This window comes from Labilibaculum sp. DW002 (assembly GCF_029029525.1).
Classification (GTDB): domain Bacteria; phylum Bacteroidota; class Bacteroidia; order Bacteroidales; family Marinifilaceae; genus Paralabilibaculum; species Paralabilibaculum antarcticum.
In genome coordinates this window covers 96410-116306 of the sequence record NZ_JAKJSC010000011.1, presented here as the reverse complement: position 1 = coordinate 116306, position 19897 = coordinate 96410, and the positions used below count along the sequence as shown (strand labels likewise).

13 protein-coding genes are annotated in these 19897 nt (G+C 32.8%); 8 read left to right on the top strand and 5 right to left on the bottom strand.

Annotated elements, in window-relative coordinates:
• Both L3049_RS21200 and L3049_RS21195 read left to right on the top strand, forming a co-directional pair.
• Positions 1-2417: T9SS type B sorting domain-containing protein (locus L3049_RS21200; RefSeq protein WP_275111843.1), on the top strand; the 2417-nt coding region annotated here is incomplete at its 5' end.
• Positions 2417-3457 (top strand): PorP/SprF family type IX secretion system membrane protein, encoded by a 1041-nt coding sequence (locus L3049_RS21195; protein WP_275111842.1) that lies wholly within the window; start codon positions 2417-2419, stop codon positions 3455-3457. The genes L3049_RS21200 and L3049_RS21195, both read left to right, overlap by 1 nt.
• Position 3458: 1 nt before the next feature.
• Here L3049_RS21195 and L3049_RS21190 read toward each other — a convergent pair whose 3' ends face one another.
• Positions 3459-5888: a cache domain-containing protein gene (locus L3049_RS21190; RefSeq protein WP_275111841.1), complete on the bottom strand. Its 2430-nt coding sequence runs from the start codon at positions 5886-5888 to the stop codon at positions 3459-3461.
• A 14-nt stretch (positions 5889-5902) separates the two neighbouring features.
• Entirely contained in the window at positions 5903-6463 is a 561-nt protein-coding gene (locus L3049_RS21185) for a hypothetical protein (RefSeq protein WP_275111840.1), read from the bottom strand.
• A 401-nt stretch (positions 6464-6864) separates the two neighbouring features.
• Here L3049_RS21185 and L3049_RS21180 point away from each other — a divergent pair, with 401 nt between their 5' ends.
• Entirely contained in the window at positions 6865-9888 is a 3024-nt protein-coding gene (locus L3049_RS21180) for a sensor histidine kinase (RefSeq protein WP_275111839.1), read from the top strand.
• Here L3049_RS21180 and L3049_RS21175 read toward each other — a convergent pair.
• Entirely contained in the window at positions 9869-10681 is an 813-nt protein-coding gene (locus L3049_RS21175; RefSeq protein ID WP_275111838.1) for an aminotransferase class IV, read from the bottom strand. The two genes, L3049_RS21180 and L3049_RS21175, sit on opposite strands and share 20 nt — an antisense overlap.
• A gap of 214 nt (positions 10682-10895) precedes the next feature.
• On the opposite strand from L3049_RS21175, the gene L3049_RS21170 reads away from it, so the two are divergent.
• Positions 10896-11186 carry a hypothetical protein gene (locus L3049_RS21170; RefSeq protein WP_275111837.1) on the top strand — a complete coding sequence of 97 codons (291 nt, stop codon included), beginning with the start codon at positions 10896-10898 and terminating at the stop codon, positions 11184-11186.
• Between the two features lie 65 nt (positions 11187-11251).
• On the opposite strand, the gene L3049_RS21165 is transcribed toward L3049_RS21170, so the two are convergent.
• On the bottom strand, positions 11252-11593 hold the full coding sequence (locus L3049_RS21165) for an avidin/streptavidin family protein (protein WP_275111836.1): 342 nt from the start codon (positions 11591-11593) through the stop codon (positions 11252-11254).
• Between the two features lie 211 nt (positions 11594-11804).
• Positions 11805-14783: a tetratricopeptide repeat protein gene (locus tag L3049_RS21160; RefSeq protein ID WP_275111835.1), complete on the bottom strand. Its 2979-nt coding sequence runs from the start codon at positions 14781-14783 to the stop codon at positions 11805-11807.
• A gap of 375 nt (positions 14784-15158) precedes the next feature.
• On the opposite strand from L3049_RS21160, the gene argS reads away from it, so the two are divergent.
• The 4 genes from argS (at position 15159) to L3049_RS21140 (ending at position 19889) form a co-directional block, all read left to right on the top strand.
• A complete protein-coding gene (argS, locus tag L3049_RS21155; protein ID WP_275111834.1) occupies positions 15159-16952 on the top strand; it encodes an arginine--tRNA ligase in 1794 nt (597 codons plus the stop codon).
• Positions 16953-17139: 187 nt separating this feature from the next.
• Positions 17140-18471: a signal recognition particle protein gene (gene ffh, locus L3049_RS21150; RefSeq protein WP_275111833.1), complete on the top strand. Its 1332-nt coding sequence runs from the start codon at positions 17140-17142 to the stop codon at positions 18469-18471.
• A gap of 67 nt (positions 18472-18538) precedes the next feature.
• Positions 18539-19420 (top strand): bifunctional 5,10-methylenetetrahydrofolate dehydrogenase/5,10-methenyltetrahydrofolate cyclohydrolase, encoded by an 882-nt coding sequence (locus L3049_RS21145; RefSeq protein ID WP_275111832.1) that lies wholly within the window; start codon positions 18539-18541, stop codon positions 19418-19420.
• 106 nt (positions 19421-19526) lie between these two features.
• Positions 19527-19889: a hypothetical protein gene (locus tag L3049_RS21140; RefSeq protein ID WP_275111831.1), complete on the top strand. Its 363-nt coding sequence runs from the start codon at positions 19527-19529 to the stop codon at positions 19887-19889.
• The last annotated feature ends 8 nt before the right edge of the window (positions 19890-19897 follow it).

Here is a 19897-nt window from a genome sequence, read left to right as displayed (position 1 = left end):
TAATCCATGCAAACCCAACCGTTGATTTGGGAGCAGATCAAGAGACTTGTGCCGGTGGAACAATTACATTTGATGCAGGAAATATTGGTTCGACTTATTTATGGTCAACTGGCGAAACAACTCAAACTATTACAGTTTCTACAAGTGGAAATTATTCTGTAACAATAACAGATGCAAATGGTTGTTCAGCTTCAGATGATGTGAATGCAACAATACATGCAAACCCAACAGTAAATCTTGGTGCAGATCAGGAAACATGTTCAGGAAACAGCATCACTTTTGATGCAAGAAATATTGGTTCGACTTATTTATGGTCTACAGGCGAAACAACTCAAACTATTACTGTTTCTACAAGTGGAAATTATTCTGTAACAATAACAGATGCAAATGGTTGTTCAGCAACAGACAATGCTAACGCAACAATCCATGCAAACCCAACCGTTGATTTGGTAGCAGATCAGGAAACATGTGCTGGTGGAACAATTACATTTGACGCAGGAAATATTGGTTCGACTTATTTATGGTCTACAGGAGAAACAACGCAAACTATTAATGTTTCGACAAGTGGAAATTATTCTGTAACAATAACAGATGCAAATGGTTGTTCAGCAACAGACAATGCTAACGCAACAATCCATGCAAACCCAATCGTTGATTTGGGAGCAGATCAGATAATTTGTGAAGGTGAGAAATATATCTTGGATGCAGGAAATCAAATAGGAGAATATTTATGGAGTACTGGGGAAACAACGAATAGAATTAGTGTTGTAAATCCAGGAACATACTTTGTTCAGTTTACAGATTTAAATTCTTGTATTGCTGATGATACAATTAGAATAGAACAACATCCATCATTTGATTTTAATGTGGTGTACACAACGAATCTTGTGTGTGAAGGTGATTCAACTTATATAGAAGGACCAGATAATTCCACTTATTCTTACCAGTGGAGATTAGACGGGGCGATTCTTTCAGGAGAAACAAATTATTCACTCAATGCTGGTGAAACTGGCTGGTACTTTTTAGATATTATCAATGAAAATGGATGTTTAGCATCTGATAGTGTTTATGTTGAGGTAATTCATCTTCCAGTTAATCCGTTGCCAGATCAAATTGATATGTGTTTTGGAGAATCTGTTACTATAGATTTAGGAAATGGAGTTAGTTTCTTATGGAATGATGGAGTAACATCACAGTCGAGAATTTTGAATACTAGCGGTATTTATTCAGTTGAAATAACTGACATTAATGGTTGTGTTGGTCAAGATTCTGTTGATGTTATAGTGCGTGATTTACCTTTGGTTGACTTGGGGCCAGACCTATATATTTGTGAAGGAGAAGAATTAATTATCGAAGCTCCTACTGGATATCATACAGAGTGGATACCTGGTGGTCAAGTTCGAGAAATATATGTTTACGATGCGGGAGAATATATTCTTAGAGCAATGGATGAATTTGGTTGTATTGGTCAGGATGAAATTAGTATATTTATTCATGATAATCCTGAAGTTAGTTTAGGACAAGATACTGTCATTGCAGAAGGAACTACACTCTTATTGGATGCGGGTAGCGGATATGTACAATATGAATGGAGTAACCAGGAGAGTTCTCAATTTTTAAAAGTAGATAAAGATGGGGAATATGCTGTAGGCGTGATTGATGTAAATGGTTGTAGAGGAAATGGTAAAGTAAAAGTTGCAGTTAATCCAGTTCCAAGTATTGATTTAGGTGGTAGCGTAGGAATATGTGAAGGGAATGCTTTAATGCTTGATGCAGGACCTTGGGAAAGCTACGATTGGAATACAGGGGAAAAAACCAGGACGATTAATGTAAACGAAACAGGTGATTATATAGTAAGTGTTTGGGATATTTATGGCCTTATGGGAACTGATACAATTCATGTTGAAGTATATCCTAAGCCAGATGTTGAATTAAGTCCGAAAACATTTAGTTTTTATAAAGGTCAATCTGTAACGCTAGATGCTGGATCGGGTTATGCAGCCTATCGTTGGAGTACAGGATCTGATTGGAGAAGTATTGAAGTTGAAGAGGCAGGAGATTATTCTGTTGAGGTAACAAATAAATTTGGTTGTGTAGCGCAATCAGCGGCAGTTGCTAAACTACTTCAGCCAAAAATGGTGGTGCCAAATGTGTTTACTCCGAATGGAAAAGGGCCTAATGAAATTTTTTATCCTGTATTTAAAGGTTTTGTTTCCGATTTTGAAATGTATATATATTCTCGTTGGGGAGAACAAATGTTCATGGTGAAAAGAGATATTGTTGGTAATAATGAATTAAAATATGATGGTTGGAATGGAACCTACAAAGGAAAAGAATCAGAAATAGGTGTTTACGTTTGGATTATTTTCTACGGTGGAAAAGAGCAAGCGCACGGTACGGTAACTTTATTTAGATAATGAGAAAAGAACTGAAAATAATAGGCTTTTTTATACTGTTATTGAATTCTGTAAACCTGTATTCACAGGATGTAGAGTTCTCTCAGTTCTACGCGAATAAGATTTATTTAAATCCTGCATTTGCAGGCTCTGATTATGACGCGAGAGTAGGATTGGGATATCGTAACCAATGGCCTGAATTAAATTCAGCATATGTAAGTTATAGCGTAGCCTATGACCAGTATGTAGATGTTTTAGGTGGTGGTGTAGGCCTTCACCTGATGCAGGATGAACAAGGAGATGGAACCGTAAGTACGACAACAGCAAGTGCAATGTACGCCTATACCTTGCGAATTTCTAAAAAACTATCTATTAAGGCTGGTTTTCAGGCTTCCTTTATCGAACGTAAGTTAGATGAATCAAATTTTACCTATCCAGATCAGACGGATGAATTTTATATTAATGGATTAATAAATCCGTTTACAGGAGAAGGTGCAATTGATCATTTGAATCGAAATTATTTCGATTTTTCTTCAGGCCTAATAGCTTCGTATAAAAATTGGTTTATAGGTTTCGCTGCTCATCATTTAACCGAGCCTGATGAATCGTTTAAAGACGAAAGTGATTATTCTAAACTGCCTCGTAAATATACTTTACATTGTGGTGTTAATGTTCCCGTTTTTAGATATGGATTGCATAAAGCAGACTTTAGTCTGGCACCAAACTTTCTATATCGACAACAAGGAACGAATAAACAACTAAATTATGGGATGTATGTTTCCAAAGGATCAATCATTTATGGAATGTGGTATCGTGATAATTTAGAATTGGAATATGATGCTATTATTCTTCAATTAGGTATTATTAGAGATTGGTGGCAAGTTTCCTATAGTTACGATAAAACAGTTTCAAAATTAATTCATACCAATGCAGGCGCTCATGAAATAGCTTTTATGATGCGGATTAAAAATCCTCGAAATCGTAGATCTCGTTCTGGTTGTATGGAAGTCAGTGCAAGAAAAAGAAGACAGATTGGACGAATAAAATGCCCAAGATTTTAGTTTATAGTATTTTGTGAATGATGTCCATTAATTCTTTTTTGACAATTGGTTTTGAAATGTATCCATCAAATCCTGAACTTAATATTTGTTCCTTTTCATTTTCCAAAGCATAAGCTGTTTGGGCTACTATCTTAATTTCTGGTTTGTTCTTCTTAATTAGTTTTAAAGTATCAAACCCATTTATTTCAGGCATTTGAAGATCCAATAGCACCAAATCAAAATCGTTCTTAGAGCATTGGTTTATAGCATTATTCCCATTTTCAGATACCATGACTTCAACTCCTGAAGCTTGCAGCATTTGTTTTAATAAGGTGAGATTTACCTCGTAATCATCCACAACAAGAATTTTCTTACCACTTATTTTTTTTTTATCCGACAGATCATCATTTAATACCGTCGGGACATGATTTTCATCCAATTGATATGGTATACTGATAGAGAAATTACTTCCAATATCTACAGTTGATTCAAGCCACATTTTTCCATTAAGTAATTCAGATAATTTCTTAGAAATTGATAAGCCTAATCCTGTTCCTCCATATTTACGAGCATGAGAATCATCTGCTTGTCTAAAGCGACTGAATATAATATCCTGTTTATCTTGTGAAATACCAATGCCAGTATCTATTACAGAAAAAACAAGTTCGGTTTGATTTAAATGATACGATACTAGGATACTACCTTTTTCGGTGAACTTTATCGAGTTTTCAACAAGGTTTGTAATGATCTGTTTCAATCTAAAAGGATCAGTGTAAATTATGCAATTTTGGTCACTTAAACCTTTTGTAAATTTTAAATCAATATGGTCTTTTCCTTTTCCTGTTTTAATTTTAATAAAAGTCTGATGCAGCTCATCAAACATTTCATTAAGGTTAAAAACAGTTTTTGAAATTTTTAATTCACCTGACTCAATTTTCGAGAAATCGATAATGTCGTTAATCAAATTTAACAAGGAATTGCCACTATTTTTGATGTGGTTAAAAAATTGTTGTCTCGTTTCAAATGGCAAGTCTTCTTCTTGTAATAATTCTGAAAATCCAATTATAGCATTCATTGGAGTTCTAATTTCGTGCGACATATTAGCAAGAAAAGACGATTTTAAACGATCAGATTCTTCGGCGCGTTCTTTTGCATCCTTAAGTTCTTCTTCTTTTTGAGATCGAATGTCAATCATTCTATTAATGGTAATTGACATGTCTCGAAACTCGGGAAAGTATAATTCGTCTGTTTTAATTTTATGAGATTCAGTTGATGCTTTTCGGAAAAAATTGTTGAAAGAAACAAAGTTCCGATTCATCTTCTTTGAGATAAATTTCGAAGTGATGTAGAGTATAATAATTGCAAAAGCAACCAACAGAATAATCTGATAGATGTATTTATACACATTTTCTTTTAAATGATTACGTGCAATTTCAATTCCAGCATCTATTTCTTTAGTGAAAATTCCAGCGCCAATAACCCAATCCCATTCTTCAATCGTTTTTATATAGGATATTTTTAAACCTTCATTTTCAGATTGATTTTGATATTCAATGAAACCACCTTTTTGAGATACTGTAGAGGCTAATATTTTTTCCACATTAGCCTTACGGAATTTATCATTGTAATCTCTATAATTTACTCCAATACTTGTTGTGTCATAATGTAACAGACAAGTGCCATCTTTTTTATACACAAAAAAATGGTTGTTGTCATCAAAACTAATTTGGTCAATTCTAATTAAGGTCTCACGCTGGTTTTCTTCTTGTAAATCATCGAGAAAGGCAAAAGATCCTAAATACCAACCGTAAGGCTTGAATTTTTTAATGTAAGAAACTTTGGTGTAAGCATTAAACTGATTAACAACCTTATTAGGATTTACATATTTAGTATATGCATCATCCTGAAATTGCATCAGGTTAATTTCATTTTTTATAAGATAATTTTTATTTAAATCTTGAAGGTTTATTAGGTTTTGGCCTTCTTTCTTTTTGGAAAAAGGGTATAAAACACCAACCCCATCAAGGGTATTTATAAAAATGTATCCATGATCGTTTGAAAAGCGAAGAGGCGTTATGGCTTGTTTTATTCTCTTTTGAATTTCATGATCAGATAATTTACCTTTATTTTCATTGTAAATGTTTGAGGCAATGGCATGAGCCTGATTTACAAAATTCTTAAGTCTGTTTTTTATTCTAGATTCTGATTGTGTATTTTGATATTCAATAAAATCAAGACACTCCTTAGTCTTATTGGTTAATATTTTCTTTTGATCACTTAATAATTCTTTTCTTATTTTTTTCGATTCCTGATTAAAATCTGAAATTTCTTTATAAATCCAGATGCCACCGATCCCAAGAAGAAAGGTGACAGTAAGTACAAGAAATAGCAGGAAATATGCCTTGCTAATACTTAGTTTATTGTATTTGTTAGATTTTATAATAGGACTCATTTTTTAAAAATAGTTCAAATTTTGAATTGTTTTATGATTTCTTCAAAAATTAAATTGAATTGATCAAATCCATTTTCGATATCAGCTTTTACTTTTTTATCAATTATTTGATCATCGATTTCATCAGAAAGAGAATACTGATTAAGAATTGACATATCATATCTTTTTGTTTTAGTATTAAGAATGAAATGAGGTATCGTATGGTACTCTGCTTTTAGTGCGAACTGATCTTTCTTTATAATGTTTTTATCAATTAGAAAATTGTATAAATCAAGAAAATGTACGGTTGAATTTGAGAGGTATGCTCTTAATTCAAAATTCATGCTTAAAGGTATTTCGTAAAAGAAATTAAAATCATTGCTAATTTGATTTCTGAATTGAATTCTAACAGCATTTTGATTTACATTGGTGTGATTGTATTCAAACTCCCATTCTAAGTTTGAAATGCTTTTAAGCTCTTTTTTAATAGCCAAGAGAATATTTAATCTTGGCAAAGCAGTATGAATGAAATTTTGATTGGCTTGATACTCTTTAATCGCCTTATTTAAATTCACTTTATTAAAAGGATGCTTCATATATTGAATTTTATGCTATTCTTTATTCTTGTCGCAAAAGAAATAAAATAATAAGAACAAATCATACTTTTTTGTGAAAAGTAGTATCATAACGATGAAATTTACATTGAGAAAGCTTTTGTTATATACTTATTCATCGTATTATATAATGAGAGTCAGTGGTTTGCATTTTGTGAGTGTAAGTGTACCTTACAAGTAGTTTAACTTAAGCTTAATTTGCTTGATAGTTATTCTTCAAAGAACGATTTAAAGCTAAATAAAATAATATGGAATCTTCACACTTGTAAGAAAAAGAATGTGTCAAGTTGAAATTGGCACATTTGGCATCATTTTTATTAAATCATATTTATTATAATTGCATAATGAATATCAAACAAAAGATATTTGCTAACGTGTTGATAATGCTAATTGTATTATCTACGAAAGTATTGGCAAACATTCAAACAACGGAAAATTTTTCGATGGTGGATGGTTTGCCAAGTAATGTCGTGTTTGATATATTTGAAGATTCTAGAGGATTGGTGTGGCTTGCTACAGATGCTGGTTTGTATGAGTTCACAGGAGAAGATATCAAATTTAGAAAAGGCTTAACAAAACTGCAAGGAGAACGAATCAATTCGATTTGTGAAGATCCAGATGGAAATCTATGGTTTTCTAGTTTGGGACTTGGACTTTCTAAGTTCGATGGAGATCGTTTATCGATTATTCAATTTGATTCTTTAAAGAATGAGCGAGAAATTTATTATTTACAAACGATTGGATCTTCAAATAAATTGATGCTTGGTACTTCTGATGGTTTGTATGAATATAATATTGATGAATCATCGCTAACAGCAAAGAATACCACCTATCCTAAGGCGATATTTAAAATTCGTTCTGCTAATAATCAATTGATTACGAGTAGTGAGTGCCAAAAAGAAAATTTCATCTATCATATTAAATTTGGCGATTATCTGAAAAATGATAGCGAAGAAATTCCGATTGTAAGTTTAGGAATTCAAAACGATTTAGATAAACTTAAAAAAGTATTAGGAGGAGAAAAGACCTTTCGCTTGAATTTATCAAAAGAGAATTCAGTAATTGCTGATGTAATAGAACAGGAAGAGAATGCAATTCTTAGTTATTATTTATTGAGGTATTATGAGAATGGAGTAGAAAAACGCAAGGTATTAAAATTACAAGATAATTCATTTGTAGATTTCTCTGCTGTGAATAAATTAGACAATTACTTTATTAATACCATTTTTCTTAGAAAAGGACAGAATGATTTGTGGTTTGGAACCCAAAATTGTGGGTTGGTTAAGGTTGAAAATAGTTTTTTTAAATACATTCAAACAGGCTTTAACGGTTTTACAAATCCAGAAAGTCAAGATTTAGTTTCTGATTTTTATGGAAATATCCTTGTTTCCAATAAAAATGAATTAATCATTGTTAATGATTTGCAGATTAAAAAACGAATTGTAGCTAAAGATTTTTATGCTAAGTGCGCAGGTAAAGTCGAGAATCTAAAAGATTTTTCACTTTATAGACTTCAGATTGATAAGGAGGGGCTCGTATGGGTTTCAAGTAGTAAAGGTTTTTTTACTTTCAATACATCTAATTATCAACTGCAATTTGTTGGAATAACGCCTGCTAGCGAATTTATTTTCACACAAGACGGTGAAATTTTATCTTTTTGGGACAATACATTAAGTTTTAATAAGAAGGATGGTAAATGTGAAGAGAAACCTTCTTATTCATTCGAACAGTCTAGTACAATCGAAATTAGTAAAATGAGAAACCAGGGGGATATCATTTGGATTGCGACCAGACAAAAAGGAATCTTAAAGTTTCAAGAAAATCAGTTCACAATTTATAATCGAAATAATTCAGGGTTTCATAATGTAATAAATGATCTTCTTATAGTTGATAATTCAACCTTAATTGTAGCTGGAAACAATGGTTTAATTTACAAATTGAATATTACCGATACAGATTTAAAAGTTATCGATACAATAGGGAATGAAGATGGAGTAGTTGGTACTGCAATCCAAGGATTTCAGTTACTTGATGATAATTCATTGTGGTGTGGAACGAATACAGGAGTGCATCGGTTTGATTATAATTCTTGGGAACAAGATTCGATTCTGCAATTTCGATTTTGGAATTTGAATGATGGTTACTATGATCAGAATGGTGAAAGATCGATTGTTGATGCTGATCAAAATATTTGGGTGCAAACCAGAAGTAGACTATTAAAAATTGATACTAAACGTTTTTCAGATCAAGATCATTTAAAAACAAGGATAAGGTTAAGAACTATTCTCGTGCATAACGAGGAATGGATGCCTAAAAAAGAAGAGGTCGACCAATGGACGAATACTCCAATTGAGCCTGTTGCTTTTAAGTATTTTGAAAACGATCTCACCTTTAATTTTGGAATGGATTTTTGCCAGAATATTTCGAATGTTCGATATAGATATTTGTTAGAAGGATACGATAAAACTTGGTCGGATTGGACCACTGATACAAAAGCAATGTATTCTCATTTGCCGGGTGGTGACTATGTTTTAAGAATTGAGGGTAGACAGTTAAGTGATCTTGAAATAATACCATTTTCTTTTACGATTCAAATGAAAATTCGATGGTGGAAAACCTGGTGGTTTATTATTTTAGCAAGCCTACTGCTAATTTTGTTAATTTTACTGACTGGCAATACATATGTTAGAATTGTACGAAGAAAAGAAAAAGAGAGGACAAAGCAATTTAATCGGGTAATTGCCTTGAAAATGAAATCACTTCAGAATCAATTGGATCCTCATTTCATTTTTAATGCATTGAATTCAATTCAGAGTCATATTTTAGATGAAAATACGGAAAATGCATTAGATTATTTATCCGATTTTTCAATGGTTTTGCGTAAAAATATCAATAATGCGAATAAAGATTTTATCTCTTTAGCAGATGAGATTAACTATCTGCAGCACTATCTGAAATTAGAACAAATGCGATTTTTCGATAAGTTTGCGTACAAAATAAATGTTGATAACTCGATTAAGCCCCACAAATACTTGTTACCTCCAATGTTGATACAACCCTTTATCGAGAACGCAATTAAATATGGGTTATCAGGAAGTAAAGAAAAGGGGCAGTTGACCTTAAGTTTTGAAGCCGAGAGTGATGGCTATTTGAAATGTACTATTAAAGACAATGGTATTGGTCGTCAAAAATCTAAAGGATTTCATCAGGATAGTAACATTAGTAATCATCATAAAACACTTCAGATTACAAGAGATCGTATAAAGCTATTAAATAAAGTATTGGATAATGGCCGAGTTTATTCCTATTCGATAGAAGATCTTTTTGATGATAGTGAATTTCCTTGTGGAACAAAAGTTGAAATAGGTTTTCCGAAAGCTTCAAGAGTTATTGTAAATAATCACTAATTAATTTATTAAAACCTTCGGATAAGGAATTAATTATTTCATGAGAAGGAGAGAAGCTAATCGAATTAATCTTTTTAATTGGTAGAATCATTAAAGATGTTCCTGTTAAAAAGGCTGCATCATATTTCGCTAAATCATCATATTTTAGATGTGATTTACGAATGGGAATGTTCAATCTTTCCGCAATTTCTAAAACTTTACTGCGCACAATTCCATTTAATACTTCACTGTCATAGGCAGTATGTAATTCATTGTTTTTAATGAAAAATAGATTCGACCGACTTCCTTCTGTCAAGTTACCCACCGAATTTAAGAGTAATACTTCAAATATTTCAGCATCTCTAATAATATCGTTCGTTTTTGATCGTAAGCTGTGATTGTAAACTTTAGCATTAGGTAGTGGTCTTTCTGCATGGTGAACAATTGTCCTTACCCCATTTAGATATTGTTCTGGTTTTGGGTAATAATGTTTAATGAAGTAGACAAAAAAGTTTTTGTCCAATCCATCAATATGAAAAACAAGTTTGATGTTGCCATTTTGCACATCATTTATTTGGATTAACTTTTCAATTTGATCCTCGATTTGATTAAAAGTATACCAAATTTGTTCTTTTATTTGAATTGCAGAATTGCTTAATCGTTGGAAATGATCTTTTAAGAAAACGGGTTTTCCAGATACAACGCGAATTACTTCATAAAGGGCAGAACCTCTAAGTAAGAATTCATCTTTAAATTCTTTTGAAGGTTTTAGTTTTTCATTTTTAAGAAAAATATATCGGTAACATTCGCTCATATCCAACCACCTCTATTTGTTATGCAGATTTACTTACAAATAAACTGGTTTTACGAGCAATATCCAATATGAACAAGAATAATCTTTTAAGTAATAAGTCAATTAAAGTAAGCTTTTGAATTGCCACCTTAAAATTGAAATTATTGTTAATGAGAATTAGCCTCTTGCTATTATTTTAGTATTTTAGCAATAATCAAATACTAAAAATTGAACTATGGCAAGCAGAAGGGATTTTAAGAAAGACATTAATTTTCTGACAAATGAAATTTTAATGAGAGGTATTATTCATATAGAATTCTTCGGTAATAAAAATTCAGAAGATGTTTATGCAATTATGAATGAGGCAGCAAGTTTAAGAAATAATTATATCGCTAGAGTTAATGAAAAAACAAGTGCAAAAACTTCTTTAGAAGTTAAGGCTCATTTCAAAGTAGTATACGATGAACTGTTGAAATCAACACATGACTTATTGGATCGCATTGATAATTTAGATGTTGGTAAATAATTGAATAATCTTGTAAAATCGATAAAAAAAAGAGGAGCTAATCTAGAATTTAGCTCCTCTTTTTTTTATGGTTTACGAAAGGTTCCAACACCTGTTAATATTGCTTTGGCAAGCTGTTCTTCTTCGCTGCCCTCGCTTTGAGATAAATGCCACATGGTGTGGATTACTGGTCCTTGATCATCCAATTCAAATCTGCCAGTCCAACACGCGAGAGATCCATATTTTCCAAAATCGACCATAAATGCGATTACATTGGAATTTATTTTTCCTGATATTTCAAATTTCTCCTCGAATCTGGGTTGGCCAATTGCTGTTTGAAATGTACCACTTACTCTGTTTTCAATAATGGCTAAGTCCATTACAGAGTTGTATTGGTTTTTCCATTTTCCGTTAAGATTGATCTTCATTACTAATCGTTTTTTAGTGAATCTTGTTCAGTAACTTTAAATTAGTCTGAAATTCTTAATTCAACAAATAAATTGTCTATTTAAAGACAAAGACCTCTTTATTTTTCTTAGTTTCGATACGTTCCAGCTGCCTTCATTTGAATGGGGTTATTCTCAGGCAAAGGAATAATGCATACTAATTTCCTTCGTGTATCAAGGACTTATCCGCTGTCTAGGATAAATTTTGCAAAATAATTTCCAAAAGTTGTTCTTGTGTGTAAGGTTTGCTTATAAATGCATCAAAACCTGATTCTTTTTTATTTTTTAGTTCATCTTGGAATCCATAGGCCGTTTGAACAATAACTGGGACATCTGGTTTTTTTCTCTTTAATACTTTTGTTACTTCATAACCATTAATGTTCGGAAGATGGACATCCATTAAAACAAGATCGAAATTCGTTGTTTTAAATTTCTCTACCGTTTCAATACCATCCTGCGACCAAGTTACATTGGCATTTGTTTTTCGTAACACTTCTTTAATGTATAGGAAATTTGATTTGGTGTCTTCCGCTACAAGTATGTTTTTCCCAGATAGGTCAACTTGCTTGTTTAGAATTGCCTTATTTGTTTGGTTCTGGGTTGGATTATTTTGGAAAGGAAGTTCAATATTGAATTGGCTGCCTTGTTCCGGATGAGAGGTAAACCAAATATTACCTCCGAGCATTTCAGTTAAACTTTTCGAAATGGTAAGACCTAATCCAGTTCCTCCGTGTTCAACGGTATTATTACTTGCCTGTCTAAAACGGTCATAAATTAGATCTTGCTCTTCTGGGGGAATTCCAATTCCTGTATCTTTTACAAAGAAACGGCAATTTTCATTATTCAATTCTACTCCGAAATCAATTGTACCTGAATTTGTAAACTTTAATGCATTTCTTAAAAGGTTGATTAGAATTTGTTTAATTCTTACTGGATCTGAGTAGATACTTATTTCCTTAATTTCTTCTGCAATACCAATTCGGAATTCTATATGATCTTTTTTGTCCAGCTTTTTTTGTTCATCAAACATACTCTTTAACTCAAGAAGCATAGGGTGCAATTTGAAGACGAGCTTTTTAATTTTCAACTGCTTCGACTCAATCATTGATATATCAATAATATCATTCACAAGCGTTAGTAAGATGTAGCCATTATCATTAATTATACTTGTGTAATTACGCTGCTTTTCTGCTGAAGTAGTCATTGTGAGAAGTTTTGAGAATCCAATTATTGCATTCATTGGAGTTCTTACTTCGTGCGACATATTTGCAAGAAATGAAGATTTTAAGCGGTCCGATTCTTCCGCTTTATTTTTTGCTTTTTCAAGTTCAAGAGTTCTAACTTTAACGAGTCCTTCTAGGTTTTTTTGGTGATCAGCAAGAAGAAATTCTGCTTTTTTCCTCACTTCAACCTCATTTATAAGCTTTTTATTCGACTTTTTAACTGCTACGTAAAGACCATAAATAAGAGCTGTGGACAGTAAAATAAGGATAACGATTACGATTAAAAAGGAGTTGATCAGAGATTGTGTGTTTAACTTTTCTTTTTCAATAGCCTTTTCATTTTGAAATATCTTCTCTAGATTTATTCGTTTGTCTCTTTCATTTTGCATTTGAATCCACCCAACACGATTCTCTAATTGAGCATTAAACATCTGATTGTATAAATCGAAATAAACTTTATGATAGGACAGTGATTTTTCAAACTTATTTTCATCCGAATAAATTTTAGACAGGTTTTTAGCACTTTCGGCTTTCAGTACAATAGCACCTATATCAGATGTGATTTGATAGCTTTTAAGCAAGTGTTGAATTGCCTTTTGAGGGCGCTTACGTACTCGATACAATTCTCCAAGATTATTGTATGCCGAGGCTACACCCAGATGATTTTCTAGGCTTTTATTAATCTCAATAGATTTATTAAGATATCGTTCTGCATCGGTTAACTTGTTTTGCTTTATAAATACTAATCCAATATTCGTGTAGCAATAAGCGATTCCTTTTTGGTTTCCTATAGATTCTTGAATATTAAGAGACTTGCGGTACTCAAAAAGACTTTCATCAAACTTTTCTTCTTGATAAAGAGTGTTTCCTAATTTTCGGTGTCCATCTGCGGCGCCTTTTAAGTATCCAATTAGCTCGTTAATTTCAATAGATTTACGAAAGTTTTCTTTTGCCAATTCATGATCTTTTAACTCATATAGTACCATTCCTATGTTGAGGTAACAACTAGCAATGTTTTTTTTCGAATCAATTTCTTCAAATATTTTTAAAGCTTTGTGATGAAATTCTAAAGCTTTATCATTTTGCATGATGCTCTGGTAGATTTCTCCAATGCCCATGAAGGATAGGGCGATGCCATTTCTAGATTGTAATTTTTTGCTTATTTCCAACGACTCATTATACAAATCAATAGCAGTATTTCTATTGTTCAAAGTGTTTTGCAGTTTGGCTAATTGATTTAAAGAATAAGCAATGTTTTTGTATAATTGATGCTTCTTGCCTGTAGCTAATGATTCTTCGAAATATTTCTTTGCAGAAACCAAATCATTCATTTCAAAGTAAGTGTTTCCCAATCCATTTTGAGAATAACAGACACCTGAAACACTTTTATTTTTAATGTTGAGATTTAATGCCTCAAAATAATAGTTTAATGCCTCTTTATAGCGACAAGTTTCAAGGCGAATATTTCCAAGAGCATTAAGATTGTAGCTATAGTTAATGCTATCTTTTATATGTTTTTTAAGCTCGAACCCTTTCTGATAATATTCGTCAGCCTTTATGTAGTCACATTTTGCGTAATGGAGTTCTCCTAAATATCCGTAACAATATCCTATTTTGGCAGTATCTTGCATACTCTCCCAAAAATTGAATAAAATTTCGAAGGATTTTTGTGCTTTATCTAAATTCCCTCTGTAAATATAAATTTTGCCTAAAAGTTCGTTCGCATTAGCAAACTGCTCCATGTTTTCATCTTTAAGGGCTTTTTCGGCAGCTAATAGAGTTAGTTTTAATGCCTCCTTATTATCAGCGTTAAAATCTTTTTCTGCTCGAGAAAGTAAACGGCTAATTTTTGAGCTGTTTGATTTAGATGTGGCTGCATCAGGGTGGCTTTGGGCGGATAATTGTATACTTACGAATAATGAAAATAAGATAAAAAGTATATTTTTCATTCTTTTAGGGCTTGGGCGTTTCAGTATTAACTTAAAAAAAGTGCTTTTGTTGTTACGGATAAAATATTCAATACTTAAATAAAGCAGTTTGACAAAAGTATAAATCCTTGCAATAGTTCCAAAGATAAGGAATGTACCTTAATCGGATGTTAAATATAGTTGGTAATTTGAGGGATTCCGCTTGTATGGTTACGAATGACTTTTTTCTAAATGTAGGCAGCTATTTATTTTATTCGTATTATCTTTGCGCATTCCGATTGTAATAGGGCTTTTTGCTTAAAATGAGTTAGAATACGTCAAGTTTAAATGAACTGTACGGATGACTTATTACAATTTAACTGGTAAATAATTGAATTCGAAATAAAGAATTTCCAAATGAGTATTGAAAGTATTATTAAAGGTAAAGTAGTAGAGGCCATAAGTGCGTGCTATGGTCAGAAGGTTGAAGAAGAAAGTGTTCAGATTCAAAAGACCCGACGCGAGTTTGAGGGAGATTTAACTGTTGTTGTATTTCCATTTTTACGCTTCTCTAAAAAATCACCTGAAGAAACTGCTAACGATCTTGGAAATTATCTACAAGAAAATATTGAAGCTATTCCTTCTTTTAATATCGTAAAAGGGTTTTTAAATTTGGTTATTGATAATACTTATTGGCTTTCAATTTTGAATGAGGCAGTAAAAACTGATAATTATGGTTTTATTCCTTTAGTTGAAGGTGCCAAAAAAGTAATGATTGAGTATTCTTCTCCAAATACCAATAAGCCTCTTCATTTGGGACATATCAGGAATAATTTATTAGGTTATTCTGTTGCTCAGATTTTAAAAGCTAATGGTTATGAAGTAATCAAAGTGAATTTGGTTAACGATAGAGGAATTCATATCTGCAAATCGATGTTAGCTTGGTTGCGTTTTGGTGAGGGAGAGACGCCTGAATCAACAGGAATTAAAGGTGACCACCTGGTAGGTAAGTACTATGTGAAGTTCGATCAGGAATATAAAAAAGAGATTGAAACTCTTGTTACTAGTGGAATGGATACTGATGAGGCTAAAAAGAAAGCTCCATTATTGCTTGAAGCTCAAGAAATGCTTGTTAAGTGGGAAGCAGGAGATGAAGAAACAGTTGCTCTTTGGCGTAAAATGAACGATTGGGTATTAGCTGGTTTTGAAATCACGTACAAAACAATGGGTGTTGATTTTGATAAGGTTTATTTCGAATCGGATACATATAAACAAGGTAAGGCTATCGTTATGCGTGGTCTTGAAGAAGGTGTTCTTTACCAGAAAGAGACTGGATCGGTATGGGCTAATCTTGAATCAGATGGTTTAGATCACAAATTATTATTACGTGATGATGGAACGTCGGTTTATATGACTCAGGATATTGGAACAGCTTACGAGCGTTTTGATGAGTTTAAAATTGATGAGCATATTTATGTAGTAGGTAATGAGCAAAATTATCACTTTCAGGTTCTTTCTCTGGTTATGGGGAAATTAGGATATGAGTGGCACGATAAAATTCAGCATCTTTCTTACGGTATGGTAGAATTACCAGAAGGAAAAATGAAATCTCGTGAAGGTACAGTTGTTGATGCTGATGATTTGATGAAGGAGATGGTTAATACTGCTCGTGAAACTTCAGAAGAGTTAGGTAAACTTTCAGGTTATTCTAAAGAAGAAGCTGAGGATGTCTATTATAAGGTAGCAATGGGAGCATTGAAATATTTTATTCTGAAGGTTGATCCTAAAAAGAATATGATGTTTAATCCTAAGGATTCTATTGATTTCAATGGTAACACTGGTCCATTTATTCAGTATACATATACACGTATTCAATCCGTATTGAAAAAAGCAATTGATGCAGGAATTGAAGTGCCAGAATTAGCGGTTACAGACCTTTCTATTTCGGAAAAAGAATCTAACCTTATTCAGGTAATTGCTAATTATCCTGTAGTGATTAAAGAAGCTGGTGACGCAACAAGTCCAGCTTTGATTTCAAATTACGTTTACGATTTATCTAAGGAATACAATCAGTTCTATCACGATTTCCCTATGAATAAAGAGGAAAATGAAGATTTAAGAAATTTCCGTTTTGTTTTATCTAAACAAGTTGCAGGAATTATTAAAAGTGGTATGGATCTTTTAGGAATTGGCGTTCCTGAAAGAATGTAAGATATATTTATTAATAATTTGAAGAGCGGGTTTTAAATTGAAATCCGCTCTTTTTATAGACTGAAAATGTTTGATTTATCAGAATTATAGGATTTTTGATAAAATAATTGACATTTCTGTTATATACCCTTTATCACTAAGCAGAATTTTTTATTTTTGCAGGGAACTAAAAAAAATCCGGAAAAGAATGTTTGAAAATCTTAATGAAAGACTTGAGCGGTCCTTTCAGATATTGAAAGGTCATGGAAAGATCACCGAAATAAATATAGCTGAAACTTTAAAGGATGTTCGTCGTGCTTTATTAGATGCCGATGTCAATTTTAAAATCGCTAAGTCGTTTACTGCTACAGTAAAAGAAAAAGCATTAGGACAAAATGTACTAACTTCATTGAAGCCAAATCAATTGATGGTGAAAATTGTTCATGATGAATTGGCTGAATTGATGGGAGGAGAACATGTAGATATTGAAACAAAAGGTAATCCTGCTGTTATTCTTATTGCCGGTCTTCAAGGTTCGGGTAAAACAACTTTTTCAGGAAAGTTAGCAAACCTGCTTAAGACAAAACGTTCAATGAACCCTCTGTTGGTTGCTGGTGACGTTTATCGTCCAGCTGCGATTGATCAGTTACATGTTTTAGGTGAGCAAATTGGTGTTCCTGTTTATTCTGATAAGGATAATAAGAATCCAGTAAAAATTGCTGAAGTGGCTATCAAAGAGGCAAAAGCAAAAGGTCACGATTTAGTGATTGTCGATACGGCGGGTCGTTTAGCTGTTGATGAAACAATGATGAAGGAAATTGAGGCTGTTAAAAAGGCAATCAAACCTTCTGAGATTTTATTCGTTGTCGATTCAATGACTGGTCAGGATGCTGTTAATACAGCCAAAGAGTTTAATGATAGATTAGACTTTGATGGTGTTGTATTAACTAAACTTGATGGTGATACTCGTGGTGGTGCTGCCTTATCAATTCGTTCTGTTGTAAACAAGCCTATCAAATTTGTTGGTACAGGTGAGAAAATGGAAGCTCTTGATGTATTCCATCCATCTCGTATGGCTGACCGTATTTTGGGTATGGGTGATATTGTGTCGCTTGTTGAGCGTGCACAGGAGCAGTTTGATGCTGATGAAGCTCGAAGTCTACAAAAGAAGATTGCTAAGAATCAATTCAACTTTAATGATTTCCTTTCTCAAATCTCTCAGATTAAGAAAATGGGTAATCTTAAAGATTTGGCATCAATGATTCCTGGTGTAGGAAAAGCACTCAAGAATATTGATATTGATGATGATGCTTTTAAAGGTATTGAGGCGATTATATATTCGATGACACCACTGGAGCGTGAGAATCCAACTTTACTGAATGGATCGCGACGTAAGCGTATTGCTGCAGGTAGTGGTTCAAATATTCAGGATGTGAATCGTTTGATTAAGCAATTCGATGAAACTCGAAAATTAATGAAAATGATGTCCAAAGGCGGAAAGATGTCCCGAATGATGGGAAATCTGGGCGGCCGAAAATAATAACTAATAAATAGAAATGCTTGTTCTTGTGGACAGGCATTTTTTTATAATAGCAAACGATACGACCATGGAATTAATCGATGGAAAAAAGATTTCGGCTGAAGTAAAGCAAGAAATTGCTGCGGAAGTTGAAGGGATTATTAAAAATGGTGGTAAAAAGCCTCACCTGGCGGCTATTATTGTTGGACATGACGGTGCCAGCGAAACTTATGTGGCTGCTAAAGTTAAAGCGTGTCATCAAGTTGGATTTGATTCTTCAGAGTTTAAGTTTGAAGATGCAATCACTGAAGATGAGTTATTAGCTGAGATTGAAAAAGTGAACCAGAACGATTCTATCGATGGTTTAATTGTTCAATTACCATTACCAAAGCATATTTCAGAATCTAAAGTGATTGAAACAATCCGTCCTGAAAAAGATGTTGATGGCTTCCACCCTATGAATGTAGGTAAGATGGTTGCGACCCTTCCGACATACTTACCAGCTACTCCAGCGGGTATTGTAGAGTTGTTGAAAAGATATAAGATCGAGACTTCAGGTAAAAATTGTGTTGTTATTGGTCGTAGTAATATTGTAGGTACGCCAATGAGTGTTCTAATGTCTCGTAAAGCATCTCATGGTGATTGTACAGTTACACTTTGCCATAGTCGTACTAAGAATATTCCTGAAATTACTCGTGAGGCTGACATTATAATTGTTGCCTTGGGTATGCCTGAGTTCTTAACTGGCGATATGGTTAAGGATGGTGCAACTGTAATTGATGTTGGAATTCACAGAATTAAGTCTGATAAGACAAAATCTGGCTGGAAACTTATTGGTGATGTTAATTTTGATGAGGTGGCTCCTAAGTGTTCATTCATTACACCAGTTCCTGGTGGAGTAGGACCGATGACAATTGTCTCATTACTTCAAAATACATTAATCGCATCTAAAAAAGAAATTTATTCTTAGATTTTATTTTTAATAAGATAATTAAACAGGCTTCTTTTTAAGGAGCCTGTTTTTGTATACAAGATTTTGTAAGTAAATTTGTTTTTATAATTGGACTTTAAGAATTATGGAAAAAGATTTTAAAAGCTTGGTTGATTCCTATCACCAGAAAAAAATAGAAGGCATGGATTTTTCACAAATTAGAAAAGAACTAGCCGATAAGAATGTTGAAGAGGAAATGATCAAAAATGTTGTTCGTGAAATTGACAATCGAATATTGAACGGAGATATTAAAAAGCCTGGTAAATTAAAAGCACGAGAGATGCGTTTAATTGGATGGACTTTAATGATTATTGGTGGTGTAATTACACTGGGAACTTATTTTCAATGGATTGATGTAAAAGGATATTACATTGTTTCTTACGGTCCAGTAATTGCTGGTTATTTGTTGATTATTGCAGCGAGAAAAGCACAACGTAAAGCTTCTTAATTATTTGG

Coding starts and splice junctions, on each gene's coding strand:
- L3049_RS21195 (WP_275111842.1), top strand. CDS start 2,417: ATGAGAAAAGAACTGAAAATAATAGGCTTTTTTATACTGTTATTGAAT.
- L3049_RS21190 (WP_275111841.1), bottom strand. CDS start 5,888: ATGAGTCCTATTATAAAATCTAACAAATACAATAAACTAAGTATTAGC.
- L3049_RS21185 (WP_275111840.1), bottom strand. CDS start 6,463: ATGAAGCATCCTTTTAATAAAGTGAATTTAAATAAGGCGATTAAAGAG.
- L3049_RS21180 (WP_275111839.1), top strand. CDS start 6,865: ATGCTAATTGTATTATCTACGAAAGTATTGGCAAACATTCAAACAACG.
- L3049_RS21175 (WP_275111838.1), bottom strand. CDS start 10,681: ATGAGCGAATGTTACCGATATATTTTTCTTAAAAATGAAAAACTAAAA.
- L3049_RS21170 (WP_275111837.1), top strand. CDS start 10,896: ATGGCAAGCAGAAGGGATTTTAAGAAAGACATTAATTTTCTGACAAAT.
- L3049_RS21165 (WP_275111836.1), bottom strand. CDS start 11,593: ATGAAGATCAATCTTAACGGAAAATGGAAAAACCAATACAACTCTGTA.
- L3049_RS21160 (WP_275111835.1), bottom strand. CDS start 14,783: ATGAAAAATATACTTTTTATCTTATTTTCATTATTCGTAAGTATACAA.
- argS (WP_275111834.1), top strand. CDS start 15,159: ATGAGTATTGAAAGTATTATTAAAGGTAAAGTAGTAGAGGCCATAAGT.
- ffh (WP_275111833.1), top strand. CDS start 17,140: ATGTTTGAAAATCTTAATGAAAGACTTGAGCGGTCCTTTCAGATATTG.
- L3049_RS21145 (WP_275111832.1), top strand. CDS start 18,539: ATGGAATTAATCGATGGAAAAAAGATTTCGGCTGAAGTAAAGCAAGAA.
- L3049_RS21140 (WP_275111831.1), top strand. CDS start 19,527: ATGGAAAAAGATTTTAAAAGCTTGGTTGATTCCTATCACCAGAAAAAA.